At 71.8% G+C, this 24,444-nt stretch carries 19 protein-coding genes and 2 tRNA genes; 9 read left to right on the forward strand and 12 right to left on the reverse strand.

The window, feature by feature from the left end; translation table 11 throughout:
* Positions 1-31: 31 nt before the first annotated feature.
* The 3 genes from ACFWV3_RS27825 to ACFWV3_RS27835 form a co-directional block, all read right to left on the reverse strand.
* A complete protein-coding gene (locus tag ACFWV3_RS27825; RefSeq protein WP_382415221.1) occupies positions 32-3,694 on the reverse strand; it encodes a WGR and DUF4132 domain-containing protein in 3,663 nt (1,220 codons plus the stop codon).
* A gap of 92 nt (positions 3,695-3,786) precedes the next feature.
* Positions 3,787-7,359 carry a DUF4132 domain-containing protein gene (locus ACFWV3_RS27830; RefSeq protein ID WP_382415223.1) on the reverse strand — a complete coding sequence of 1,191 codons (3,573 nt, stop codon included), beginning with the start codon at positions 7,357-7,359 and terminating at the stop codon, positions 3,787-3,789.
* A 91-nt stretch (positions 7,360-7,450) separates the two neighbouring features.
* Complete coding sequence (locus ACFWV3_RS27835) at positions 7,451-8,992, reverse strand: glycoside hydrolase family 13 protein (RefSeq protein WP_382415371.1); 1,542 nt, start codon at positions 8,990-8,992, stop codon at positions 7,451-7,453.
* A gap of 302 nt (positions 8,993-9,294) precedes the next feature.
* On the opposite strand from ACFWV3_RS27835, the gene ACFWV3_RS27840 reads away from it, so the two are divergent.
* Positions 9,295-9,367, forward strand: a tRNA-Gln gene (locus ACFWV3_RS27840).
* Positions 9,368-9,446: 79 nt separating this feature from the next.
* Positions 9,447-9,518: transfer RNA gene (locus tag ACFWV3_RS27845), tRNA-Ile, on the forward strand.
* Here the strand turns inward: ACFWV3_RS27845 and ACFWV3_RS27850 are convergent.
* Entirely contained in the window at positions 9,475-10,071 is a 597-nt protein-coding gene (locus tag ACFWV3_RS27850) for an inositol monophosphatase family protein (protein WP_382415373.1), read from the reverse strand. The two genes, ACFWV3_RS27845 and ACFWV3_RS27850, sit on opposite strands and share 44 nt — an antisense overlap.
* On the opposite strand from ACFWV3_RS27850, the gene ACFWV3_RS27855 reads away from it, so the two are divergent.
* From ACFWV3_RS27855 to ACFWV3_RS27865, 3 genes are read left to right on the forward strand one after another with little or no spacing between them, the layout of a single operon-like run.
* Positions 9,956-10,246, forward strand: coding sequence for a hypothetical protein (locus ACFWV3_RS27855; RefSeq protein ID WP_382415225.1), 291 nt, complete (start codon positions 9,956-9,958; stop codon positions 10,244-10,246). The genes ACFWV3_RS27850 and ACFWV3_RS27855 overlap by 116 nt on opposite strands.
* A 16-nt stretch (positions 10,247-10,262) precedes the next feature.
* Entirely contained in the window at positions 10,263-11,237 is a 975-nt protein-coding gene (locus ACFWV3_RS27860) for a DUF5937 family protein (protein ID WP_382415227.1), read from the forward strand.
* The gene (locus ACFWV3_RS27865; protein ID WP_382415229.1) at positions 11,234-11,986 is read left to right on the forward strand and encodes a DUF1684 domain-containing protein; all 753 of its coding nucleotides are present in this window, start codon (positions 11,234-11,236) and stop codon (positions 11,984-11,986) included. The genes ACFWV3_RS27860 and ACFWV3_RS27865 overlap by 4 nt, the downstream gene beginning before the upstream one ends.
* Here the strand turns inward: ACFWV3_RS27865 and ACFWV3_RS27870 are convergent.
* Together ACFWV3_RS27870 and ACFWV3_RS27875 are read right to left on the reverse strand one after the other, a co-directional pair.
* Complete coding sequence (locus ACFWV3_RS27870; protein WP_382415231.1) at positions 11,983-12,906, reverse strand: hypothetical protein; 924 nt, start codon at positions 12,904-12,906, stop codon at positions 11,983-11,985. The genes ACFWV3_RS27865 and ACFWV3_RS27870 overlap by 4 nt on opposite strands.
* A gap of 107 nt (positions 12,907-13,013) precedes the next feature.
* Entirely contained in the window at positions 13,014-14,030 is a 1,017-nt protein-coding gene (locus ACFWV3_RS27875; protein WP_382415233.1) for a LacI family DNA-binding transcriptional regulator, read from the reverse strand.
* 166 nt (positions 14,031-14,196) lie between these two features.
* Between ACFWV3_RS27875 and ACFWV3_RS27880 the strand changes: the two genes are divergently transcribed.
* Positions 14,197-16,911: a tetratricopeptide repeat protein gene (locus ACFWV3_RS27880; protein WP_382415235.1), complete on the forward strand. Its 2,715-nt coding sequence runs from the start codon at positions 14,197-14,199 to the stop codon at positions 16,909-16,911.
* On the opposite strand, the gene ACFWV3_RS27885 is transcribed toward ACFWV3_RS27880, so the two are convergent.
* The 6 genes from ACFWV3_RS27885 to ACFWV3_RS27910 form a co-directional block, all read right to left on the reverse strand.
* Complete coding sequence (locus ACFWV3_RS27885; protein WP_382415237.1) at positions 16,900-17,370, reverse strand: hypothetical protein; 471 nt, start codon at positions 17,368-17,370, stop codon at positions 16,900-16,902. The two genes, ACFWV3_RS27880 and ACFWV3_RS27885, sit on opposite strands and share 12 nt — an antisense overlap.
* 125 nt (positions 17,371-17,495) lie before the next feature.
* Complete coding sequence (locus tag ACFWV3_RS27890) at positions 17,496-17,759, reverse strand: DUF1883 domain-containing protein (protein WP_382415238.1); 264 nt, start codon at positions 17,757-17,759, stop codon at positions 17,496-17,498.
* Positions 17,760-17,876: 117 nt separating this feature from the next.
* Entirely contained in the window at positions 17,877-19,385 is a 1,509-nt protein-coding gene (locus ACFWV3_RS27895) for a sigma-70 family RNA polymerase sigma factor (protein WP_382415240.1), read from the reverse strand.
* A 365-nt stretch (positions 19,386-19,750) separates the two neighbouring features.
* The gene (locus ACFWV3_RS27900; protein WP_382415241.1) at positions 19,751-20,269 is read right to left on the reverse strand and encodes a DUF4232 domain-containing protein; all 519 of its coding nucleotides are present in this window, start codon (positions 20,267-20,269) and stop codon (positions 19,751-19,753) included.
* A gap of 26 nt (positions 20,270-20,295) precedes the next feature.
* Positions 20,296-21,186: a trypsin-like serine peptidase gene (locus tag ACFWV3_RS27905; protein WP_382415242.1), complete on the reverse strand. Its 891-nt coding sequence runs from the start codon at positions 21,184-21,186 to the stop codon at positions 20,296-20,298.
* 56 nt (positions 21,187-21,242) lie between these two features.
* The gene (locus ACFWV3_RS27910; protein ID WP_382415244.1) at positions 21,243-21,911 is read right to left on the reverse strand and encodes a GntR family transcriptional regulator; all 669 of its coding nucleotides are present in this window, start codon (positions 21,909-21,911) and stop codon (positions 21,243-21,245) included.
* 75 nt (positions 21,912-21,986) lie between these two features.
* Between ACFWV3_RS27910 and ACFWV3_RS27915 the strand changes: the two genes are divergently transcribed.
* The 3 genes from ACFWV3_RS27915 to ACFWV3_RS27925 are packed head-to-tail and all read left to right on the forward strand — an operon-like array spanning position 21,987 to position 24,443.
* Positions 21,987-22,505 carry a YbhB/YbcL family Raf kinase inhibitor-like protein gene (locus ACFWV3_RS27915; RefSeq protein WP_382415246.1) on the forward strand — a complete coding sequence of 173 codons (519 nt, stop codon included), beginning with the start codon at positions 21,987-21,989 and terminating at the stop codon, positions 22,503-22,505.
* Between the two features lie 39 nt (positions 22,506-22,544).
* Entirely contained in the window at positions 22,545-23,213 is a 669-nt protein-coding gene (locus ACFWV3_RS27920; RefSeq protein ID WP_382415248.1) for a DUF1345 domain-containing protein, read from the forward strand.
* A gap of 48 nt (positions 23,214-23,261) precedes the next feature.
* Entirely contained in the window at positions 23,262-24,443 is a 1,182-nt protein-coding gene (locus ACFWV3_RS27925) for a glycosyltransferase 87 family protein (RefSeq protein WP_382415250.1), read from the forward strand.
* The last annotated feature ends 1 nt before the right edge of the window (position 24,444 follow it).

The following is a 24,444-nucleotide window of genomic DNA, read 5'->3' on the forward strand; positions in this document are numbered from 1 at the left end:
CTGGTCTTGCCGAGTGGGTGGACGGTCGCGCTCAGGCGCGCAGGGACTCCAGTTCGGACACCAGCTCCGACACCGTCACGCGGTCGGTCGTGAAGGTGCCCGGCGCACTCCGCTGCGACGACCAGTAGCCCTGGCCGTCGGCGGAGAACCACAGCTCGGTGATCTTGAGCTCCGGGAAGATCTCGATGGCACCGGCCGCGATGCCGGGGTCGAGCGACGCGACGAGGGCGCCGCCGGAGGGCAGCGGGCGGGTGATCCAGCACTCGACACCGCCGTCCTGCGGCTCGCCGCGGACCCAGCCCTTCTTGGTGAGGCTGAGGATCTTGCCCACCGGCATGTCCACGTCGCAGTACTTCTTGAGCTGGGGCAGCAGGTCGCCGCCGGACGGCAGCACGTGCAGCGGCCGGCCGAGCTGCGGGAACGGCTGGAGGATCTCGTAGTCGGCGAACACCTCGCCCCACGACTCCAGCTCGTCGCGCAGGTCCACCGGGTGCGCCACCCGGACCGTGGCGCCCTCCGGCAGGGTGAGCTCGTCGTCGTGCGCGTCGGCGAGCGTGCGGTCCTCGGCGAGCCGGAACGACTGCCCGCCGTCGGTGATGAAGACGAGCCGCCGGACGATGTGCCAGAGCAGCGGGTGGCCGGCGAGGACGGTGTGGAACTCCTCGGTGGTCCAGGTGCGCTGGTCGACCATCGCCCGTTCCAGGCGGTGGATCTGGTCGGAGGCGACGGCGCGGACGTCCTTCTTGAGCCCGGCGAACCGCTTGTGCTCCAGCGGCGCCTGGTCCTGGTCGTCCTTGGCGCCGGGCTTGGGCAGGTCCTTGCGGCGCTTGCCGTCCTGGTCGAGGACGAACGGCTTGAGCTGCTCGTCGAACCCGACGGTGAACTGCCGCGGGCCGTAGTCGATCACCAGCGAGGCCTCGTCGTCGAGGCCGAGGCGCGGCACCAGGCGGTCGGCGAGCTGGTCGCGGCTCAGGCCCAGCTCGACGGCGATCTGGGAGACCTTCTCCTGCGCCTTCGTCTTGAGGCCCTTGAACTTCACCTTCTCCGCGATGCTGTTCAGGTGCGACAGCGCCACCTCGGTGCCGATGTCCGCCAGCACGTCGAGCGCGGACACGGCCCTGGTGTGCTGGCTCTCGCCCGGCCACACCCGGATCAGCGGCGACAGCGCGCGCACCGTCGAGTCGTCGCCGAACCAGCCGAGCGCCGACAGCGCCCAGCTCTCCTTCGACGGCGCGCCGACCTCCTGCCAGCGCTGGAACACGGCCCACGCGAACTCCGCCAGCGAGTCGCGGTCCAGGGCCTCCTCGGCGAGGGGCAGACCCGCGTAGACGTCACCCGGCTTGGACAGCGCCGCCGTCATCAGGAGGTTGCGCGTGGCCTCCGATGAGAGCGCGTGCTTGCGGTCGGCGAGCAGCACCTGCGGCAGCAGCCGGGTGTCCGCCCAGTCACCGATCGTCGGCAGCCGCGCGGGCAGCACGTCGACGGGGTCGACGGCCAGGAACGCCTCCAGCGCGGCGGCCGCCTCCGGGGTGGGGGCGAGGGCCACGACGTCGACGCCCATGCCGTGCAGGTGCCGGAGGGCGGTCTCGGCGTTGCGGCGGTCGGCACCCGCCTTGCCCAGCGCCGGCGGGATGAGGAACCGGGCCGCCATCTCGCGGTGCCGGGCCAGCCACTCCAGCGCGACCTTGCGGACCTGCTTGAGCCGCACCAGCCAGCCGGCCATCAGCGCGGCCACCTCGGGCGTGGCGAAGGGCAGCACGACCACGGCCGAGCCCGCGCTGCCCTCGACGATCCGCAGCAGCGGCGGCAGCGCGTCGAACCCGAACCGCGCGCCCAGCATCTTGCCGGTCGCCTCGGCGCTCCAGCCCAGCTTCGGCTGCCAGTCCGCGAGCAGCGGGCGCACCTCCTCCTCGGGAGCGAGCGCGAACAGGTCCCGCATGCGGTAGCCGATGCGGTCGCCGTGGAACTCCTTCATCAGCTCCTGCCACGTCACCCGCTGGTGCGTGTAGCGCTCCAGGTTCAGCCACTGCTCCCGCTCGCCCGGCTGCCACACGAGCGACGGCCGCGGCACCGGGAGGTCCTCGATCACGACCGCCTTGACGGCGGGCTTGCGGTTGCGCCACGGCGGTGAGGCGAGGATCGGTGGCAGCTCGTCCACGGCCGCCTCCGGCACCGACGCGGACTCGACCTCGACGAAGCCCTCCGGCGCCTCCAGCTGCGGGTACGTCCTCAGGTGCACGCTGAGCAGCTGCCGCAGCCCGGCGTCGCCCTCCGCGCGTTCGCCGAGCAGCCGCGCCGCCCGTGCCGGGAACGCCGCCATCGCCGACAACAGCGCCGGGCGGGCGTACTTGGTCTCGATCCGGTCGAGCAGGATCGTGAACGCCTCGTCCGTGGGCAGCGTCGCGAGCACCTTCAGCACCTGCTTGCGGCTGTCCGAGCGCTGGTACCTGTGGTCGAGCGAGTGGGCGAGCAGCGGCGCGACGGCCGGGCCCAGCACGTGGAGCGCGGTGTGCAGCACGAACGCCGAGTTGGTGATGGACGACTGGGCGTCGTCGAACTCCTCGGCCGTGGTGGCGCTGCACGGCAGCATCCACCAGCGCGTGCCCGAGTACGACGTCTTGGCGGCCTCCGCGAACCAGTCGGCGCGCCCCGGCATCAGGAACGGCCGCACCAGCATGATGGTGTGCTCTCGCGCCACGTCCAGCGCGTCGAGCCGCTCCAGCACGGCCTCCGCGCCCGCCCGCTCGGCGTCGTCCGCGACCGCCAGCGCGTAGCGCAGCGCCAGGAGCATCTTCCCCTCCGGCCGGTCGAGGATGATGTGGAAGTAGCCCCCGCGCGACTGCAGGCACTCCGCGCCGTAGGTGCGCTGCTGCGGGAGCCATTCCCGTGTGGAGACCAGCCGCATGAAGGCGATCGTGGCCTCCGTCGCGAACACCACGCCGTGGTCGGCGATCCAGGCGTGCACGGACTGCTCGGCGGTGGCGACGACGGCCGCGAGCGCCGCCGCGCCGACCGGGTTGTGCCGGCCGGCCAGGTGCTCGCGTGCTGCCCGCACCAGGTCGGGCTCGGACTTCGGCTCGGACAGGATCCGTTCGACGGTGGTGCCTGCCTGCTCGCCGAGGCGCCGCCGGGCCTCCTCGGCGAGCCCCTGGTCCACGGTGAACACCGGGGCGGGGTCGACGCCGCGCTGGCGGACGACGTCGCGCAGCCAGACCTTGGGCATGACCCAGGTGTCCTCGTCGGCGGGGAGCGGCTTGGTGTCCGCGGTGCCGGTCGGTGTGGTCGCGTCCGGTCGGGAGACGGTGGGCGTGCCCGCGGCACCGTCCTGACCGGATCCGGTGGCCGCCGGGTTCACCGTGGCGGCCGGGTCGTCGTCCGCTGCGACGGCCTCGGGCGCCGACTCGGGTGCAGTGGGGCTCGGCGCAACCGCGGGCGCGGCGTCCGTCGCCGGCGCGGCGGTGGTCGGCGGGAGAGCGGGCGCGGCGGCGTCCGCGACGGCCCGGTAGCCCTTCTTCTCCTTCTCCGCCACCAGTTTCGCCACGTGCGCCTCGGCCGCCTCCTCCGACGCCAGGTCCTTGGTCTGGGTCTGGCCGTGCGTGTCCAGCCGTCCGAAGCGGACGGTCACCGCGGCGCCGTCCCTGCTGATCTCCCAGAACTTGGCCGAACTGCCGGAGACGAGCTCCCACCTGCGCACTGACTACTCCCTGCGTTCGATCCGTGACTGTGTTGACCTTGAAGGTGTTCCGTGCCGGTCTGACGTCGCCGGGAAGCCGGCCGTTCCCGGTGTCACGCGTGCAATGACTCCAGTTCGGACAGCAGCTCGGAGGCGGTGATCGGGTCGACGTCGAACGTGGCGGGACCACCGCCGTTCGGGGCGAACCAGGCGCCCTCGCCGCTGGGGGAGAACCACAGCGAGCTGAACTCCATCTCCGGGACCATGTCGACCACGCCCACGGTGATGCCGGGGTCCACACAGGCCACCAGCGCGCCACCGGACGGCAGTGGGCGGGTCATCCACGGCTCGACGCCGTTGTCCTGGGGCTGGCACCGCTCCCAGCCGCGTGCGGTGAGGCCGAGGAGCCTGCCCACCGGCATGGTCCGCTTCACGTACTTCTGCAGCTGGGGGACGACGTCCTCGCCGGGGGCGAAGGCGTGGGTGGGGCGGCCCAGCTGCGGGAAGGGCTGCAGGATCTCGTAGTCCGCGAACACGTCGCCCCACGACCGCAGGGGCTCCGCCAGGTGGACCGGGTGGGCGACGCGGACGGTGGCGTCCGCCGGGAGGGTCACCTCGTCGTCGTGGGCGTCGGCCAGGGTGCGGTCCTCGGCCAGGCGGAACGACAGGCCGGTGTCGGTGATCCAGACGAGGCGGCGCACCAGGTGCCACAGCAGCGGGTGCGCGGCCAGGACCGCGTGGAACTCCTCGGCGGTCCAGGTGCGCTGGTCGACCATCGCGCGCTCCAGGCGGTGGATCTGCGTGGTGGCGATGCCGCGGACCTCCTTCTTCAGCGCGGCGAAGCGCTTGTGCTCCGCCGGTGCCAGGTCCTGGTCGTCGTGCGCGCCGGGTTTCGGGAGGTCCTTGCGGCGCTTGCCGTCCTGGTCGAGGACGTAGGGCTTGAGCTGCTCGTCGAAGCCGACGGTGAACTGCCGCGGGCCGTAGTCGATCACCGACGTCCCCGCCTCGTCGAGGCCCAGGCGGGGGACCAGGCGGTCGGAGAGCTGGTCGCGGCTCAGGCCGAGCGAGGCGGCGATGTCGGCCACCTTCTCCCTGGCGCGGGCCTGCAGGCCCTTGAACCTCACCCGCTCGGCGATGCCGTTCAGGTGGGTCAGCGCCACCTCGCTGCCGATCTGGGCGAGCACGTCGAGACCCGTGACGGCGCGGGCGTGCTGGTTCTCGCCCGGCCAGGCGCGGAGCAGGGGCGCGAGGCGGCGCACCGTCTCGTCGTCGCCGAACCAGCCGAGCGCCGTGAGGGCCCAGCCGTCCTTCGCCGGCGCCTCCACGTCCTGCCAGCGGCCGAAGACCGCCCAGCCGAACTCCGCGAGTGACGCCCGGTCGCACGCTTCGACGGCGAGCGGCAGGCCGGGGTAGGTCGCGTCCGGTTTGGACAGTGCGGCGGTCATCAGCAGGTTGTGCGCGGCCTGGGCGGACAGCGCGCCGGCACCGTTCGCCAGCAGGACCTGGGGGAGCAGCCGCGGGTCGGCCCAGTCGCCGATCACCGAGAGCTTCGCGGGCAGCACGTCGAGCGGGTCGACGTCGAGCAGCGTGCGGACGGCCGCGCCCGCCTCGGCGGAGACCGCCGCGGCGACGGCGATGACGTCGACGCCGGTCTCCAGGTGCAGGTGTCGCAGGGCGGACTCGGCGTTGCGGCGCTCCGGGCCCGCCGCACCGAGAGCTGGGGCGAGCAGCAGCCTGGCCGCCGCCTCCCGGTGGCGGGAGAGCCAGGACACGGCGAACCCGCGGGCGGTCTTGAGGCGCACGAACCAGTCGGCCATCAGCGCGGCGACCTCGGGAGTGGCGTACGGCAGCAGGACGCCGCCGGACACGTGCGGGTTGTTCGCGACCAGCCGCGTCAGGGGAGCTTGGGCGGCCAGCTCGAAGCGGGCCGCGATGCGCCGGCCCCAGTCCTCGCCCTGCCAGCTGTCGCCGGGCACCCACTCCGCGAGCAGCGGGCGCACGAGCTCCTCCGGGCCCGCCAGGAACAGCCGGTGGTCGTAGTCGTGCTTGGCACGGCCGCGGGCGGCCATCGCCTCCCAGGTGAAGTCCTGCCTGGCCCACCACCCGGTCAGCGCCGCCCACTCCCCGCGTTCGCCCGGCAGCCACGTGACGTGTGAGGCGGGGACCGGGAGGTTCTTCAGCACCACGGCTTGGGGCTGCGGGCGGCGGTGCTCCCACGGCGGCTCGGCGAGCACCCGCGGCAACGCCTCGGCGGGCGCGTCCGGCACCGTGACGGGCGGCGCGTACCCGTCGAGCTCCGGATGCGTCAGCAGGTGCAGCCGGAGCAGGTTGCGCGCGTCCGCGTCGTCGGCGGCCCGCGGTGCCAGCAACCGGGCCGCCCGCGCGGGGAAGGCCGCCATCGCGGACAGCAGCGCCGGCCGCACGTACCGCTCCCGAATCCTGTTCAGCAGCAACAGGAACGCCTCGTCGGACGGCAGCGCCGCGAGCGCGTTCAGGCCGAGCTTGCGGCTGTCCGCGCCCCACTCGACCTTGGCGCGCAGGTCCGCGTCCAGCCGCCGCGCGAGAGCGGGCCCGTGCACGTGCAGCGCGGTGTACGTGCCGACCGGCGACCAGATGACGTGCCCGACGCGCAGGTCGTCCAGGTGCTCCAAGGTGCTCGCCGAGCACAGCACCATCCAGAACGGTGCCCACTCGGCGGCGTTGGCCTCCTCGAACCAGTCGTGGCGGGTCGGCACCAGGAAGGCCCGCGCCGCGAGGCTGAACGCGTCGGCGCCGAGCTTCTCCAGCTCCGCCACGGCCTCGTCGTACGTCTCCTGGTCCGCGACCGCCAGTGCCGTGCGCACCTCGACCAGTGCGGCGGACTTGTGGACGTCGTCGCCGTAGTGGCGTTGCGGTGCCCAGAGCAGGGTGTTGCCGGACCACTCGCCGGTCCGCCCGTCCCGGTGGTTGTACACCTGGATCGACGGGTGGTGCACGGCGGCGGCCGCCGCGAACGGCAGGCCGAACTCCTCGATCCACCAGTGCACCGGCGAGGTCTCGGTGGTGGCGACCCTGGCGAGCGCGGCGGCGCCGAGCGGGTCGGGAGTGCCGTCGAGGTGCGCTCGCAGCGCCTGGACGAGGGTGTCCTTCGATGCCGGGTTGCCGAGGACTTCCGCGAGCTTGTCCTGGTGCTTGGCGATCTGGTCGCGGAGGTCCTGGGCCAGGGCGGGGTCGGTGGTGAACTCGGGCAGCGGGGTGACGTCGCGGCGGCGCATGGCCTTGGCCAGCCACTCCTCGGGCATCACCCAGGTGTCCTCGTCGTGGACAGGAGCAGGGGAGGAGGGGGTGGGCGAAGCGGCGACGGAAGCCGGGCTCGGCGTGGCGGCGGTCGCCGGTGCCGTGGTGGCCTGCGGGAGGCCCGGTGCGGCCGAAGCGGGAGCGGGTGACGCGGTGTCGGCCGAAGCCGTGGCGGTGGAGGACCGGGCCTCGTCCGCTGCGGCGTCCGTTGTGGCCTGGTAGCCCTTCTTCTCCTTCTCCGCCACCAGTTTCGCGACGTGCGCCCGTGCCGCGTCCTCCGACGCCAGGTCCTTGGTCTTGGTCTGGCCCGCCGTGCCCAGACGTCCGAACCGGACGGTCACCGCGGCCCCGTCCTGGCCCACTTCCCAGTACTTGGCCGACCCCTCGGCGACGAGCTCCCACCTGCGCACCGCGAAACCCCCTGGATCCGATCGGGAACTGATGTCCGTGGACCGTACCCAGGGGGTCTGACAGTTTTTGTCGATCAAGCGAACCCGCTGGTCAGAGCCTCCACCACAGGGCGGTGTCCGGCGGGAGGAGCAGCCGGTCGCCGCGCACGCCGTAGTAGGACGAGGCCAGCAGGACCGAGCCGGGGTCGGGCAGCTCCACCACCGCGTCGGAGAGGTTCACCGCGCAGGCGACGCCGTCCCGTTCGAACCACAGGACGTCCGCGGGGCCGTCGACCCAGGTGAGGCCGGCGCCCGTGGCCGGGTTCTCGCGGCGCACGCGCAAGGCGGTGCGGTAGAAGGACAACATCGAGTCCTGGTCGCCCGCCTGCGCCTCGACGCTGAGCTTGGCCCAGTCCGCCGGCTGCGGCAGCCACGAGCCGCCGGTGCCGAAGCCGAGCGACGGGCCGGTGCTCGTCCACGGCAGCGGGACCCGGCAGCCGTCGCGGCCCCGTTCGGTGTGGCCGGAGCGTTCCCACATCGGGTCCTGCAGCACCGCGTCCGGCAGGTCGAGCACCTCGGGCAGACCGAGTTCCTCGCCCTGATAGAGGTACACCGACCCCGGAAGCGCCAGCATCAACGCCAGTGCGGCGCGCGCACGGCGTACACCGGTCTCTCCACCGCCGTAGCGCGTCACGTGCCGTTGCACGTCGTGGTTCGACAGCACCCACGTCGTAGGCGCGCCGACAGGGGCGACGGCCGCGAGTGACGAGTCGATGACCGAGCGCAGCGCGTCGAAGTCCCACGACGCCGTGAGGTAGTGGAAGTTGAACGCCTGGTGCATCTCGTCGGGACGCAGGTACAGGGCCGTGCGCTCGGCGGAGGGCGTCCACGCCTCGGCGACCAGCACGCGCTCGCCGGGGTAGGAGTCGACCACGGCGCGCCACTCGCGGTGGATCTCGTGCACGCCGTCCTGGTCGAAGAACGGCAACGGTTCCGTGCCCAGCAGCTTGAGCTGGTCGGCGTGCCCGATGTCGGGCAGGCCGGGCGCCTTGACCATGCCGTGCGCCACGTCGACGCGGAACCCGTCGACGCCGAGGTCCAGCCAGAACCGCAGCACGTCCCGGAACTCCGCGCGCACCTCCGGCAGCTCCCAGTTGAGGTCCGGCTGCTCCGGCGCGAACAGGTGCAGGTACCAGGACCCGTCGGCGACCCGCGTCCACGCCGGTCCGCCGAACACCGACTCCCAGTCGTTCGGCGGCTGGTCGCCGACGCCTTCGCGGAAGAGGTAGCGCTCGCGGCCGTGCCCGGCGAGCGCCTCCTGGAACCACGCGTGCCGGTCGGAGCTGTGGTTCGGCACGATGTCGACGATCACCCTGATGCCGAGCGCGTGCGCGTCGGCGACCAGCGCGCGCACGTCGTCGAGGTCGCCGAACCGCGGGTCGACCGCGCGGTAGTCGGCCACGTCGTACCCGCCGTCGGCCATCGGCGAGGCGTAGAACGGCGTGATCCAGACCGCGTCGACACCCAGGTCGCGCAGGTGGGGCAGGCGTGAGCGGATGCCGGGCAGGTCGCCGACGCCGTCGCCGTCCGAGTCGGCGAAGCTGCGCACGTAGACCTGGTAGATGACGGCGTGTCGCCACCAGTCCTGGGACATGTCCATGCCTTCCGGGTGGGGTGTGTCAGCGGTCCAGGAAAGACGTTGCAAAAGTTTTCCGCAAGTCGGCTTGAGATTTGGTGGAGATCGACACGAATATCTGCAAACTTTTGCAACGCTCGATAATGCGTTGCGGACGCCTGACGTCATCCGTCAGAGTGGATCTCGCCGAACCGGAGGAAGGAGCCAGCCGTGATGCAGCACCCCATGCGCCATCAGCACGACTGGTGCTCCTCGGCATGAGCTGACCTCATGCCCCGGGGAGCCGTCCCGTCGCCGTCGCGACGAGGCGGCTTTTTTGATGCCCGTTGGTCCAATCGGCACGGACGCCGCGCTCTGGACGCGGAGATCGAGGTTCGAGTCCTCGACGGGCAGCTGTGACCGAAGCCGAAGCAGTCGAGGCGCCAGGCCGTGGTCCTGGTCGAAGCCGGTGCGAGTCCGGTCGGTCACCCCACGCGCGGGATCCGGCGATCACCCGGGCCTCATGAGCCCGAGGTGCCTGGTTCGACACCAGGACGCGCGACCAGCAGGTCGAGGAAGGCGTTGTGCAGCACGGCGTTGGACGCCAGTACGACGTCCTCCTCGACCATCGTCACCCGGCCGCCGGCCTCCTCCACGAGCACCGGCAGGCACGCCAGGTCGAACTCGTCGAGACCCGTACCCGCCGCGATGACCGCGTCCACCTCGCCGGTGATCAGGTGCAGCAAGGACTGCGCGTTGTCCGCCACCTCGCCGCGTTCCAGCGCCGGCTTCCTCCTGCCGTGCAGGCACACGCGTGCGAGGTCGAGTGAGTCCTGTGTGGACACTCTGGCGATTTCCTCGTGCCCGGCGCGGAAGACACGGCACCCCATGCCCCGCCCCGCCGCCATCGTGATGCCCAGCGCCGGCATCGCGGAGACCGCCAGCGCACCCTCCAGGGCCAGGTCGACCGAGTAGGTCGGCCGTCCGCGCACGAAGTCGGCGGTGCCGCTGATCGGGTCGACGAGCCAGCGCCTGCCCGATGTCCCGATCCTGCCGGGCCTCTCCTCACCGTGCACGCCGTCGTCGGGCACCGCCTCCGCCAGTCGTGCGCGGATCAGGTCCTCCACCGCGAGGTCGGTCGGCGTGACCTCGCTGCCGTCGTCCTTGTACCGCACCTCCGGCACGCCCGCGACGAGCGTGAGCTCCGCCGCCTCGCGGACGATCCGCAGCGCCAGGCACATGTCGGTCCACATGTCGTCCAGCCTGTCGGCGGCCCCGCTCGCCCGTAACTGATGTAGCGTTGTGCTACATGATCGAGTTCGTGCTCGGCGAGGGCGACCTGGCGGACGTGCGGTTCGCCGTGTCCCCGCTGAACGAGCTCACGCTCAGCCTGCGCGTGCTGAAGGACCCCGCGAAGTACCCGCTGCACCTGCCGTGGGCGCGCCGGGTCTCCGGTGTCGACGCCGAGGTCCTGCTCGCCCTGTCCGACGACCGCGGCTGGACGCCCGACTTCCTGAGCCCGCGCCCGCGGACGCCGTTCACGCGGATCGAGGACGAGCTCGCCGCGCTCGCCGAGGTGTCCACCCGCACGATGCGCCGCGACCTCCGCGCGGTGCTCGGGGACGTGCCGGCGGTCCTGCGCGACCGCCACCGGGTGATCGAGGCGCTGCGGACGTACTGGGACGTCGCGCTCGCACCCCGCTGGGAGCGGATGCGCGCGGTGCTGGAGGCCGACATCGCCCACCGGGGCCGCGAGACTGCCAGGGGCGGACTCGGCGCGATGCTGTCCGGCATCTCCGGACGGATCACGTTCGCCGGCCCGGTCGTGCGGGTGCGGATCGCGGGGGCCGAACCGCGGCGCACGGAGGCCGCCGGGCACGGGCTCACCCTGGTGCCGAGCGTCTTCGCCCGGCGCACGGCGGTGCCCGTCGACCGCGGCGCGCCGCCGTTGCTGATCTACGCCGCCCGTGGAGCGGGCACGGTGTGGGAGACGGGCCGCGTGCCGGGACCCGCCGCACTGGCGGGTGTGCTGGGCCAGGTGCGGGCCGACCTCCTCGCCGGGCTGGGGGAGCCGCGGTCGTCGACCGACATCGCGCGCCGCGCCGGCGTGACGACGTCCGCGGTGAACCAGCACCTCAGGGCGTTGCACGCGGCCGGGCTGCTGGTCTCGCAACGGCACGGCCGCAGCGTCGTCTACGCGCGGTCCGAGCTCGGCGACGCCCTCGTGTCCCATGCAGTGGAACGGGGAAGCACCGCGCCCGGCCCGTCGTTGACAGGGACATGAGCGGATTCGCGGAGGACTGGCAGACCTGGAAGACGGACCGGGAGAACGCGCTGGCCGACCCGTACGGCTGGCTGGCGTTGGTGTCGCTCGACTGGCTGGAGACGACCCCTCGCGCCTATGACGGCCTTCCGGGCGTGTGGTGGCAGGACGACGACGCGGCGTACTGGCAGGAAGACGGCAAGGAGCCGCAGCGGTTCGAGCTCGTGCAGAGTGGCTCCGGCACGCGGATCGCGGCCGGTGAGGTCGAGGTCGAGGTCGCCCGCCGCGGTGGGTACCTGATCCGCGTGCACGACCCGAAGGCCGAGGTGCTCAAGAACTTCCACGGCGTGCCGTCGTACGAGCCGCAGGAGAAGTGGGTGCTCGAAGGCGTCTACGAACCGTTCGACGCCCCCGTGCCCACGACCGTCGGTGCGGTCGTCGAAGGTCTCAGCCACGTGTACGAGGCACCGGGCCGTGTGCGGTTCACGCACAACGGCACCGAGCACACGCTGACGGCCTTCAACGGGCGCAACGGCGACCTGAACATCCTCTTCACCGACGAGACCAGCGGCGTCACGACCTACGCGGCCAACCGGTCGCTGGCGGCGGCCTCGGTCGACGGCAAGGTGCTGCTCGACTTCAACCGCGCGACCAACCTGCCGTGCGCCTTCACCGACTTCGCCACCTGCCCGCTGCCGCCGGCCGGCAACCACCTGTCGTTCGGCGTCGAGGCCGGCGAGAAGATCCCTTACGAGCGCGGCGAGAACTAGTTCTCGCAGCCGACGCCGTCGCCGTCGCTGTCCAGCTTGTAGACGTCAGGGCCGATGACGCGGATCGGGCCCGTCACGTAGACGGGTCCGTTGCCGCTGCCGCCCGCGCAGTCGACGTCGGACGCGATCGGGACGCACGGGCTGTAGCTCGCGTGACAGCCCGTCTGCGGCGCCGGTTGGGGGTTCGGCTGAGGTTGCGGCTGGGGCTGGGGCTGGGGTTGTGGCTGGGGCTGTGGTTGCGGCTGTGGTTGCGGCTTCGGCTGCGGAGCCACCGGAGGCGCGACGGTTGTCGTCGTGGTGGGCGCGGTCGTGGTGGTGGAAGTCGTGGTCGACGTCGTGGTGCTCGTCGGCGCACTGGTGGTTGTGGTCGTCGTAGTGGTGGTGGGCGCGGCCGTAGAAGTCAGCGCCGCCGCCTTGTCCACGTTCGGAGCACCGCCACCCGCCACGGCCCCGATGAGGGCCATCACGAGGAAGAACCCGAACAGGCTCGCCGCGCCGATCGCCACCGGCGCCACCCACGACGGCGAGCTCGACACCGGCACCACGGCACCCCGCGGCACCTCGCGGGGCATCCGCAGCACGACCTGCAGCACGCCGTTCGCCCCGCGCTGGACCAGTGCCGTGCAGCCCACCGACCCGCCACCGGACTCCACCTGCATGAGCAGCGGCGCATACCGTTGCGACATCAGGAAAGTCAGCTCACCGACCCGCTGCCCGTCCAGCCGCACCTCGATGCCCCGGTTGCCCCGGTACTTCCCGCCGGAGATCGCGCACCACGTCAGGTGCACGGCGACCTGCCGCGTGACCCCGGACGGCACGGCGTAGCGGGCGAGCGTCAGCTGGTGGTGCTCCTCGCCGGTGACGGTCACCGGCACCTCGCCGGGCACCATCACGAGACCGGCGGCCGAGTTCTCGATCACTGTCGCAGCTCCCTCTGGCGTGAACGGGTACGGCCAGTTCCATCGAGGGAGCGCTCACCGCGTTACAGAGGGCGCCGATGCACCGAAGGCCGCACCCGGCCAGGAGGTCAGGCGCTCGCCCGCCGGACCAGGGACGTCGGCAGCAGCAGCGACGGCGGCAGGCCCGCCTCGCCCGCGAGCTCGGCCAGCAGGCGCCACGTCATCGTGCGGCCGAGCTCCTCGACGTCCTGGCGGATCGTCGTGAGCGGCGGCGTCGCGGTCGCGGCGAACACCGAGTCGTCGAAGCCGACCACGGCCACGTCCTCCGGAATGCGCTTGCCCTGGGCGTGCAGGACCTGGAGCGCGCCCAGGGCCATGATGTCCGCCGCGACGAACACCGCGTCGAGGTCGGGTGCCTTGCGCAGCAGGCGTTCCATGGCCCGCGCGCCGCTCTCCGGCGTGAAGTCGCCGTGGGCCACCAGGTCGCCGGCGACCTTGCCCTCGCTCAGGCCGCGCCGGAAGCCGCTCAGCCGGTCGGCGCCGACGGCCATGTCCTTCGGGCCCGCGACGGTGGCGATGCGCTTGCGCCCCAACGAGATCAGGTGGCGCGCGGCTTCGAGCGCGCCGCTGAAGTTGTCGGCGTCGACGAACGGCACGGTCCTGCCGAGCGGCCGTCCACCCGAGACGACGGGCAGGCCGATCTCGGCCAGCATGGGCACCAGCGGGTCCTCGCCGTGCAGGCTCACCAGCAGCGCGCCGTCGACGTGGCCGCTGCTCAGGTACGAGACCAGGTCCTCGGTGTCGGTCGGCTGGCTCATCATGAGCAGCAGCTGCACGTGGCGCCCGGCGAGTTCCGAGTGGACGCCGCGCAGGACGCCCGCGAAGAACGGGTCGTTCAGCACGCGCCCGGTCGGCTCGGAGACCACGAGGGCGATCGCGTTGGCGCGGTTGCCGGCCAGCGCCCGCGCGGCCTGGTTGGGGGAGTAGCCCAGCTGGGCGATCGCCGCGTGCACGGCCTCGCGGGACTTGGCACTGACGTACTGCTCGTCGTTGATCACGCGCGAGACGGTCGACTTGGACACTCCCGCGACCCGCGCGACTTCCTCGATCCGCGGGCCGGGACGTCGTTTCGCCGTCTCGGTCATGCGGTCATCCTAGGCCGCTTGGCCCGTCCACGATCTCGCAACACGGCGGCGGTTCATCTCGGTTCCCCCTCTTCACAGCGGCGTCGCACAAGTTTCGAAGATCGTCCGCACAAATTCCGCACAGCTTGGCCCAGTTCTGGCACCATGCGTCCCCGAGGAGGGTCAGTTGCGGTATCGGCTTCTGGGGCCGCTGCAGATCTGGCGCGGGGGCGTGGAACTGCGGCTGGGCGGACCCCGGCAAAGAGCACTGCTGGCGGCGTTGGCACTGCACGCCAACGAGACGGTCAGCGTCGAACACCTGAGTGAGGCGGTGTGGGAGTCCCCACCCGCGGCACCGGACTCCAACATCCGCACCTACGTGGCGGCCCTGCGCAAGCTCGTGGGGGACGACCTCGTGACGGTGCCCGGCGGGTACCGGCTGAAGGTGCCGGCCGACGACATCGACGTCGGCGTCTTCGAGCAGCTGCGCGCGGCCGCCGACGCCGCGGTGAAGGAGGGGGACCACCGCACGGCGGTCGCGAAGTACGGGGATGCGCTGGCGTTGTGGCGTGGCCCGGCGCTCGACGGTCTCGCGGTCGGGCCGCGCCTGGTCGCGGAGCTCACGCTGCTGCAGGAACGGCGGCTCACCGTAGCCGAGCAGCACGCGCGCCTGGCGATCGAGCTGGGCCAGGGCGACCGGCTGATCGCCGAGCTGCGGCGGCTCACCAAGCAGTTCCCGTTGCGCGAACAGCTGTGGCTGCAGCTGATGCACGCGCTGCACCGGACGGGCCGGCCGGCCGAGGCGTTGCAGGCGTTCGAGGACGTGCGCGTGCTGCTGGCCGAGGAGCTGGGCACCGATCCGGGCGCCGACCTGCGGGAGCTGCACGAGCGGCTGCTGCGCGGTGACGAACCCCGGCCGACGCTCAACACGCTGCCGCGCGACGTCGCCGACTTCACCGGGCGCACGGCCGAGATCGACCGGCTGACCAGGGCCGTCACGGGCAAGTCGGCGGTCGTGATCTCCGCGATCGACGGCATGCCCGGCGTCGGCAAGACGACGCTGGCCGTGCACCTCGCGCACCGGTTGGAATATCCGGACGGTCAGCTGTTCATCGACCTGCACGCACACACGGCCGGACGCGCGCCCATCGAACCGACGGACGCGCTCGACGTGCTGCTGCGCGCGCTCGGTCTGGAGGACATCCCGGTCAGCCTCGACGAACGCGCGGCCATGTGGCGTGCGGAGCTGTCGCGCCGACGGCTGCTCGTGGTGCTGGACAACGCGGCGAGCGCCGACCAGGTGCGGCCGCTGCTACCGGGTGTGCCGGGGTCGTTGGTGCTGGTCACGTCACGGGCGCGGCTGGTCGAGCTGGAGGGCACGTCCACGCTCACGCTGGACGTGCTGTCCGAGGCGGAGGCGTTGCAGCTGTTCGCCACGATCGTCGGCGACGACCGCGGCACGGACGAGGCGGCCCGCGAGGTCGTGGAGCTGTGCGGCCGGCTGCCGCTGGCCGTGCGCCTGGCCGCGGGACGGTTGCGCAGCCGTCCGACTTGGACGACCGCCCACCTCGCGACGCGGTTGCGCGAGGGACGATTATCCGAGCTGGACGCGGTGTTCGCGCTGTCGTTCGGTCAGCTCCCCGCGGAACACCAGGCGCTCTTCGGCCTGCTGGGACTGCACCACGGCACGGACTTCGACGTCGACCAGGCGGCCGCGCTCGGCGCGCTCGACCTGCTGGAGTGCGACGGGATGCTCGAGGACCTCGTCGACGTGCACCTGCTGGAGACGACCACCCTCGGCCGCTACCGGATGCACGACCTGCTGCGGCAGTACGCGCAGTCGCAGGTGGACTCGTCACGCGAGCCGCTGACCCGGCTGCTCGACCACTTCCTGGACACCGCGAACCAGGCGACGCGGCTGATGTCGCCCGCCGCCCGCCGGTACGAGGTCGACATCACCTACCGCCCGGCGTCGCGGCTCGTGCTGCGCGACTACGACCACGCGGTGGAGTGGCTGGAGACCGAACGGCAGACGCTCGTCGCAGCGGCAGCGTTGTCACTCGAAGGTGGGTGGCACACGCACACATGGCAGCTCGCGCGCGCGTTGACGTTCTTCTGCATGGTGCGCGGGCACACGCGTGACTGGGCCACGATCAACGAGCTGGGGCTCAAGGCGGCGGAGGGCAACCCTGCGGCGCTCGCGATCACCACGAAGAACTACGCGATGGTGTTCTGGCAGACCGCCCAGTACCCGAAGGCGATCCACTACAACGAGCGCGCGATCGAGATGCTCCGCGAGCTGGGCGATCTCCAGGGCGTGGCGGGCACGCTGAACAACCTGTCGCTGGTCTACCGCAGCATCGGCCGCAACGCCGAGGCCGCCGAGCTGCTCGAACAGGCGATCGCGGTGGCCCGCGAGCTCGGCGACCGGCATCTCGAGTCGCAGGCGATGAGCAACGTCAGCAACATCTACAGCGCCGCCGGCCGCTACGACGAGGCGCTGCGGGCGTGCACGTCGGCGTTGGCGCTGATGCGCGAAATGGGTAGCCGTCGCGACGAGGCGGACACGCAGAGCGCGCTGGGCATGATCCTGCACGCCATGGGCCGGCACACCGAGGCGTTGGAGGCGTTGACGTCGGCACTGGCGGCGGTGCGCGCGATCGGTGACGTCACGACGGAGACGGTGGTGCTCAACTACCTCGGCGACGTGCTCACGGCAGCCGGACGCCCGGCGGAGGCAGTGGGGCCGTTGCGCGAGGCGTTGGAGCTGGCCGAACGCATCGACGACCCGCGCGAGGCGGCGAACGCGCACAAGCACCTCGCCCGCGCCGTCGCCGACCCGGCCGAGGCCGCCCGCCACCAGCAGGAGGCCGACGCCCGCTTCGCCGCGCTAGGCACCTGACCGGGGACCGGGCCTGCCGCCGGGAAGAACGGCACCGCGCGGCAGCCCGTCCCGCAACAACGGCAACAGCCTGGGGTGCTTGCTCATCAGCACCGCCGCGGTGCCGTTGCGCTGCTGGACGCGGCGGCAGAAGTGGGGCGACAGCGGCACACCGAGGTGGGCGTCGGCACGCGGTCCGTAGATGATCCGGCCGTCTCTTCCGCACCACGCGGCGGGCGTCGGTGCGCCGTCCAGCCAGACGTAGCCCTCGACGTACACGCCGTCCTGGTGCCGTGCGGCCTCGCTGAACGCGTCGCTGAACGTCACCTGCGGTTGCAGGCGCGTCGCGGCGTCGGCGGTCCACCACGTGCCGAGGTCGAGGACCAGGCCCTCGACGCTCGCGTGCGCCCACTCCGAGTCGTCGACGAGCGTGCGGAAGGGCGCCTCCAGGCCGGTGAGTGCCGCCGTCAGCTCTTCCACCCGCCCATGGTGCGGTGTGCAGGCGTTTCCCGCTGTCCGAAGTGGACTGGCGGCGCGGCGGGCGCCCGACGGGGCACAGCTCCGCGACGGCTGGTGCGAGGCTGCGTCACGATGGGCGTGCCGGATCAATCGAAGAGTTGGTCAACCTCGACTTTGATCCGACTGCTGTAGCTGTCGACGACGAGGTACCAGCGGTCGTCGTAGGGCACCTCCAGCACCACGGGGCTGACGTTGCAGAAGTCGCCGTGGTACTCGTACTCGTCACCGTCGAGGTACGCCTGGTAGTGGTCGACGTCCATGAGGCAAACTCGCGCCGCAGAGCCGCGCAACGTCACCTCAAAGCGAGCGCCGCCTGCGAATGATCCGAGATCCCAGTAGAGGTGCTCCACACGACATTGGTAGTGGACCGCTGACCACGCAGGAAGTGGTCAGCGTCAGGATCCCCTCGTTGCAGCAGTCCGCGGCCGACGACGGCAGCCGCTTCTCGCCGGCACCCTCCTGCGCCGCTAGCTGATCGTGATGGGGATGCTCACCGTCACGGGGCCCGCGACCCCGTTGATGACCCCGTTGCCGGCTTTCGGACCCGCCTGCAGCCGCGCCCGGTACGTGAGCGTCTGGCCCGGCGCGAGCGTCTGGCCGCCGCCGTCGCAGACCACCGTGCCCTTGCCGGCCGGGCAGCCGACGAAGCCCGCGTTCACCTTGCCCGGCCCGACCGTCTTGATCTTGTCCGGCATGGTGAGCGTCAGCGTCGGCAGCGTCGTGGGGGCGGAGCCGTTGTTGGTGATGCTGATGTTCATCTCGTTGGCGGGACCCTCGGTCGTCATCGAGATGCTCTCCGGCGCGCTGCCCGACAGCGGGGCGTTGTTGGCGGGCACGAACACGGCGGTCGTGGTCGTCGTGACCACCACGACCGCCGTGTCCGTGCCGCCGTTCGCGTTCGACTCGGTGCCCGGTGCCGCGGAGCCGTTCGAGCCCGCGGTGGGGGCGTTGCTCGCGTTCTTGGTGGTGCCCGGCTGGCCGGGTTCCTGCTGCGCGGAACCCGCGACGGTGCTCGACGTGAGCTGCGGGGCGGCGCCGGGGGTCGACGCGCCGGAGTCGTCGGAGGAGACCACGCCCGAGGCGGCGACGACCACGACGGCGGCGGCCGAGGCGGCGACGCCCAGCCAGGAGGACGCGCTGAGGGTGATCGCCGCGCCCTTGGTCGCCGTGGCGGCCGCGGCCAGGTAGCCGGTGGTGCCGGTGCCGAGCACGATGGGCGCGACGAGACCGCGCAACGCGCCGTTGACATCGGCCAGTTCGCTGGCCAGCTTGCGGCACTCGGCGCACTCGTCCATGTGCGCGTCGAGCTGCACGGCCTCGCGTCCCTTGAGGCCACCGCGCGTCCACGAACCGAGCTTGGTCACGGTGGCGCGGCAGCTCTCCGCGGGTTCCTGCTGCACGTGCGCCTGCAGGAACGCCTTGCGCAGACCCTCGCGCGCACGGAACGCCATCGCGGAGACGCCGTTGGGCGTCAGCCCGAGCAGCGGCGCGATCTCGCCGGGCGACTGGCCCTCGATCGCGGTGTGCCACAGCACGGTCTGCCACCGCTCGGGGAGCGTGGCGAACGCGCTGGCGGCCAGCGCCTGGTCGAGGTCCTCGACCGCCTTGTCGCGGAACGGCACGCTGGTCGCCTTGGTGGCGCCGGGCACCTCCTCGACGTCGCCGGCCAGCTCGAGCCGCTTCTCCTTGCGCGTCTTGTCGTACGCCGCGTGCCGCACCGCTGTCAGCAGGTACGGCCGGAAAGCGGTTCCCGGCCCCCCGCCCGACCGCAGCGCGGCGAGGACCTTGGCGAACGCGTCGGCGACCAGGTCGTCTGCGTCGGCGGACGACGTCGACAGTTGCATCGCGAGGATGTTCGCTGATCGCACGTGGCGTTCGTAAAGCTTGCCGTAGGCCTCTACCTTGCCTTCACGAACGGCGTCGATCAGATCCGAGTCCGAGGGCGGTCGCTGCCCGATCAAAGAATGCCGCCTCACGTCATGCCCGCAGTGATACGCGGACCCTATCGAGAGTAGTCAACACGAACAATCCACGCATACGAAGTTGATGTAATAAAAAGATGTTCTGGGCTGTCTGGACCTGCCCAACACGGGTCCGATGGCCCTGGTGCGGGGTATGTGCGGCCTACTGCGCGCGTTGACGTCCGGAATTCGGACAGGTGCCCGCGCGAATCGAACGGCGGGCGCGGGGGAGTGCCATCAACCGTCCGAATTGGACTGGACGGGGAAGTGGGCGGAATTCTTTTCGTGTCCGATGGTGTTTCGTATTGGCCGTTCAGCGCGCTGGTGCCGTGGAGGAAGTCCCCGCACGGGAACTTCCTCCACGGCACCGGATGAGGATCTCAGACCGCGGACACGGCCGTCACCTCGACGGACTCACCCTTCAGCGGCCCACCGGCCGGCCACGGCACGGTCACCGTGTACCCGTCGGTCGTCGGCAGGTTGAGGTTGACCACATCCGGCACGAACGTGACCGGGTCCTGCGAGGACATCAGGATCCGCGACTGAGCGGAGTGCCCCGGCCGCACGTTGACCGGCACCGGGTCTGCCTGCGGCGCGTCCGGCACGACCTCGATGCCGCTGCCGTCACCCTCGCCGTGCCCGCTGCCCTTCGTGAACGTCACGGCCGTCGGCACGCCCTCCAGCCGGCAGTTGGTGTTCTGGCCGGCGGCGTCGTAGCGGATCACGTAGGCCTCCTGGCCCGCCGAGGACGACGGGTCGGCCGTCACCGAGACGGTGAGGTCGGCGGGGCCGCACGGGGTGTCGGACGGGTTGGCCGACGCGACGCCGGCCGCGAGCGGGAGCGCGGCCGCGGCCAACAACGCGGCCGCACCGGTCACTGCCTTGGTCTTGCTGTTCATCTCTTGCCCTCCCTCGTAGGTGAACTTCAGAGCCGGTCGGCGCTGTCGTAGAGCGCCCGCACGGCGTCGGTGAACGCGGACCCGGTCAGGTCGGTCGTCACGAGGTCCTCGTTCATCGTTCCGCGGCTGGTGACGGAGAAGATCGTTCCCCGGCCGGTGGCCTGGTCGAAGCCGCGCAGCCACGGGCCGCCGCTCGACCCGCCTGCCAGGTCGCAGCCGGTCTGCCAGGACGACACGACCGAGTTGACCTTCAGCGTGGCCGGCTGCCCGCACGAGACCAGGGCCTCGCCGCGGTTCAGCTGTGACACGGGGTAGCCGAGCGTGGTCGTGGCGGCCGGGGACGACACCTCGTCGAACGAGATGTCCTGCGCACCGGCCGCGTCCTCGACGTGCCTGCCGTCGGCGGGGTCGAGCGCGATCACCGCGTCGTCGTCCTTGCCGCTGGTCGGGCCCGTGTAGGTGTCCGACCAGGCGAACGCCCGTGCCGCGAACACGCCGTGCGGTGCGTTGCCGTGGTCGTAGCCCGGCACGAACACGACGTTCACGATCTTGATCGGGTTGTCCCACCGGTCCAGGCCGCCGTTGACGCAGTGGCCCGCCGTCAGCGCCACGTCCTTGGTGGCGCTCGGCACGACCGTCGCCGAACACGAGAGGTCCTGGCCCTTCGACGTCGACGCGAACAGCCTGCCGACGCCCGCGGGCGCTGGTCCGGCGTACGGCTGCGAGATCGTCTCGGCCGGCGGCACGTCGCCCTCGCCGGTCGCCTTCATCCGTTCCGGCGTCCAGTGGGCGAGCGCCGCGGCCCTGTCGGTCTCCGGGACCTGCGTGACGACCTGGCCGGCCGCGTGGGCGGGCGTCGCCGCCACGAGAACCGCGCCGATGACCACACCGGTCGTGCTCAGTGCTTTCCAGCTCATGATCAGGTGACGTGCCGCCGGGCGCGGACGTTGCGCCGGACGGTCTAAACCAGACTTCAGGATGAGATGAGGTCGTCGAGCACGACTTTCAGCCGGGCCGTGAGCGCGATCATCGAACGGAGGTGGGCCTCGGCGGCGTCCGCGTCGCCGTCGACCGCGGCCGTGACCAGCTCCTGGTGGATCCGCGCCATGCCTTCGGGGTCCGGCAGGTCCGGATCGCCGGGAACCGGGCGGGCCCAGCGCCGGTACAGCTCCGCCTCGTCGCGCAGCGCCTCGGCCGCCTCGCGCAGCAACGGGTTCGCGCACCCGGCGAGCAGCACGTGGTGCAGCTCGGTGTGCGCGTCGAGCCAGTCCTGGCTCTCCTGGTCGTACGGGGTGTGCCGGAACGTGTGGTGCGCGGCGATCAGCCGCGACTGCCAGCCCAGGCCGCCGTCGGAGATCGCCCTGCGCAGCGCCAGCGACTCCAGCTCGGCACGCGCGTCGCAGACCAGCGCGAGCCCCTCCTGGGAGATGTTCCGCACCTGGAAGCCGAGGTGCGGCTCGGACGTGACCAGGCGCAACGCCGACAGCCGCAGCAGCGCCTCGCGGACCGCGCCCGTGCTCACGCCGTAGCGCTCGGACAGCTGCGGGAACTTCAGCCGCTCACCGGGCCGCAGACGTCCGCCGAGGATGTCGGAGCGGATGAGCGCCTGGACGTTGGCGCTGCGGGTGGCGGAGGCGGTCACGAGGTGATCATACGACAGTTGACAACGCTGCTAACTTTTAAAAGTACAAAGGCCGATCAAAAGTTGGAGTGAGTTGTGCACGATCCCTTCGCGTCGCTGCCGCCCGTCCCGAGCTTCGAGCTGACCAGCACGGACGTGGCCGCGGACAGCCCGCTGCCCGCCGGGCAGTACGCGGCGATGAGCGGCCGTCCCGGCGCCGCCGACGTGTCGCCGCAGCTGTCGTGGTCCGGCTTCCCGGACGGGACGAAGAGCTTCGTCGTCACGATGTACGACCCGGACGCGCCCACGCCGTCCGGCTTCTGGCACTGGGTGCTGGCCGACGTGCCGGTCGGCGTCACGTCGCTGGAGTCCGGCGCGACCCCGCCGAGCCCCGCGTTCGCCGTCGCCAACGACGCCCGCGTGCAGGGCTACCTGGGCGCCGCGCCGCCCGCCGGGACGAAGCACCGGTACGTCCTCGCGGTGCACGCGCTCGACGTCGAGTCCGTCGTCCCGCTGGGCGTCGGGCCCGAGTCGACGCCGGCCATGCTGTCGTTCTCGATCCTCGGCCACACGCTGGGCCGAGCGGTGCTCGTGCCGTGGGGCGGCGACGTCTAAAGAGGTCCAGGGCGGGCGGCTGCGGTAGCTTCGCCGGTCATGCCGGATGATCTGCCGTCCCGCCCGCCGACCGACCGGTTCGTGCTCGACCGGACGCTGGTCGTGGTCGCCGTCGTGGCGGGGCTCGTGTGCGGGATCGCCGTCACCGCCGCCGGCCAGGCCGAGTTCGGCGTGCTGGCCGGCTGGGACGTCGCGACCCTGGTCTACCTCGTCCGGGCGTGGCTGGTCATCTGGCCGATGGACGCCGAGGAGACCGCCCAGCACGCCGTCCGCAACGACCCCACGCGCCGGGTCGCCGAGGTGCTGCTGATCGTCGCCGCCCTCGCGAGCCTCGTGTCCGTCGGGTTCGTGCTCGCCCGCGCCGCGCACACCACGGGCGCGTCCGAACTGCTGCGCGTCGGGCTCGGTGTGCTGTCCGTGGTGCTGTCGTGGACGGTCGTGCACACGATCTTCACCCTGCGCTACGCCCGCCTCTACTACTACGGCGCGGACGGCGGCATCGACTTCAACCAGCCCGAACCGCCCGACTACGGCGACTTCGCCTACGTCGCCTTCAGCATCGGCATGACGTTCCAGGTGTCCGACACCAGTCTCTCGGGCAGGGAGATGCGGCGCACGGCCCTGAAGCACTCCTTGCTGTCGTACCTCTTCGGCACCGGCGTCCTCGCCACGACGATCAACCTGGTCGCGAGCATCAGCAGTCAGTGACCCCTGTAGGTTGGGGCTCGCTGTTGCTCCTTCGTGGGGGAAGAACGCGTGGTCGAGGAGCGGGCGCTGAGGTTCGCGCCGGTGCTGCTGGTGCTGTCGATCGGCATCCACCTCCGGGTGCTCGGCAACCCGGCGGACTGGCAGATGATCGACCTCAAGGTCTACTGGAGCCTCGCGCCGAACCTGCTGACGGACCAGCTCTACTCGATCAGCATGCCGTTCACGGCGGACTTCCCGCTGCCGTTCACCTACCCGCCCTTCGGCGCGCTGGTGGTCCTTCCCCTCTCCGCACTGCCCTGGGTGGCCGCGAAGATCGTCTGGCAGGTGCTGTCCCTCGCGTGCCTGTGGTGGTTGGTGCGCACGGCGCTGAAGCTCGTCGCGGCCAGGCTGGAGCAGCCGTTCGACGTCACGTGGTCGCGGCGCGCTCTGCTGTGGACGGCGCTGTTCGTCTGGGCCGAACCGGTGCGCAAGACCCTCGACTTCGGACAGGTCAACCTGCCGCTGGTCGCCGGGGTGTTCGCGGCGGTGGTCGCGACCCGGCAGTCCGTGGCCGGACTGGGTGTGGGCGTCGGCGCCGGGCTCAAGCTGACCCCGGCGATCTCCGCGTTGTACTTCCTCGCCACCCGCCGGTTCGCCGCGGCGGCCTGGTCGGTGGCGGGCTTCGCGGTCACCGTGGCGCTCGGGTTCCTGGCGTCGCCGGCGGACTCGTGGCGCTACTGGTTCGAGCTGCTCGGCGCGGCGGACCGGGTCGGGCCGGTGGGATCCGTCATCAACCAGTCGCTGCGCGGCGCGTTGTCCCGCTCGCTCGGCCACGACGTCGAGATGTCGTGGCCGTGGCTGCTCGCGGTGGCCGTGTCGGCGGTGCTGACGGCGTTGGCGTTGCGTGCGGCCGTACGCGCGTCGGACACGCTTGCGGCCGTGGTCGTCGTGCAGCTGTTCGGGTTGCTGATCTCGCCGATCTCCTGGAGCCACCACTGGCTGTGGCTGCTGCCGTTGGTGCTGTGGCTCGTCTACGACCGCCGCAGCCCGGTGCTCGCCGTGGTGTGGGTGGTCGCGATCGGCTCCGACCTGATCACGGTCCTGATCGACCTGCAGCCGTCGATCTGGGAGATCCCGAGACCGTGGCCGCTCGCCGCGCTCGGCTGGCTCTACCCGGCGCTGGCGCTGCTCACCCTCGCGGTCGTCCCGAGACTGCTCCGCGACCGCGCACCCTCGCTCCGCACGAACTAGA

This window comes from Lentzea sp. NPDC059081 (assembly GCF_042738015.1).
Classification (GTDB): Bacteria; Actinomycetota; Actinomycetes; order Mycobacteriales; family Pseudonocardiaceae; genus Lentzea.

Excerpts from the sequence above, each read along its gene's own strand:
- ACFWV3_RS27920 (WP_382415248.1), top strand. The coding sequence starts at position 22,545 with ATGCCGGATGATCTGCCGTCCCGCCCGCCGACCGACCGGTTCGTGCTC.
- ACFWV3_RS27865 (WP_382415229.1), top strand. The coding sequence starts at position 11,234 with ATGAGCGGATTCGCGGAGGACTGGCAGACCTGGAAGACGGACCGGGAG.
- ACFWV3_RS27900 (WP_382415241.1), bottom strand. The coding sequence starts at position 20,269 with ATGAACAGCAAGACCAAGGCAGTGACCGGTGCGGCCGCGTTGTTGGCC.
- ACFWV3_RS27875 (WP_382415233.1), bottom strand. The coding sequence starts at position 14,030 with ATGACCGAGACGGCGAAACGACGTCCCGGCCCGCGGATCGAGGAAGTC.
- ACFWV3_RS27860 (WP_382415227.1), top strand. The coding sequence starts at position 10,263 with ATGATCGAGTTCGTGCTCGGCGAGGGCGACCTGGCGGACGTGCGGTTC.
- ACFWV3_RS27905 (WP_382415242.1), bottom strand. The coding sequence starts at position 21,186 with ATGAGCTGGAAAGCACTGAGCACGACCGGTGTGGTCATCGGCGCGGTT.
- ACFWV3_RS27835 (WP_382415371.1), bottom strand. The coding sequence starts at position 8,992 with ATGTCCCAGGACTGGTGGCGACACGCCGTCATCTACCAGGTCTACGTG.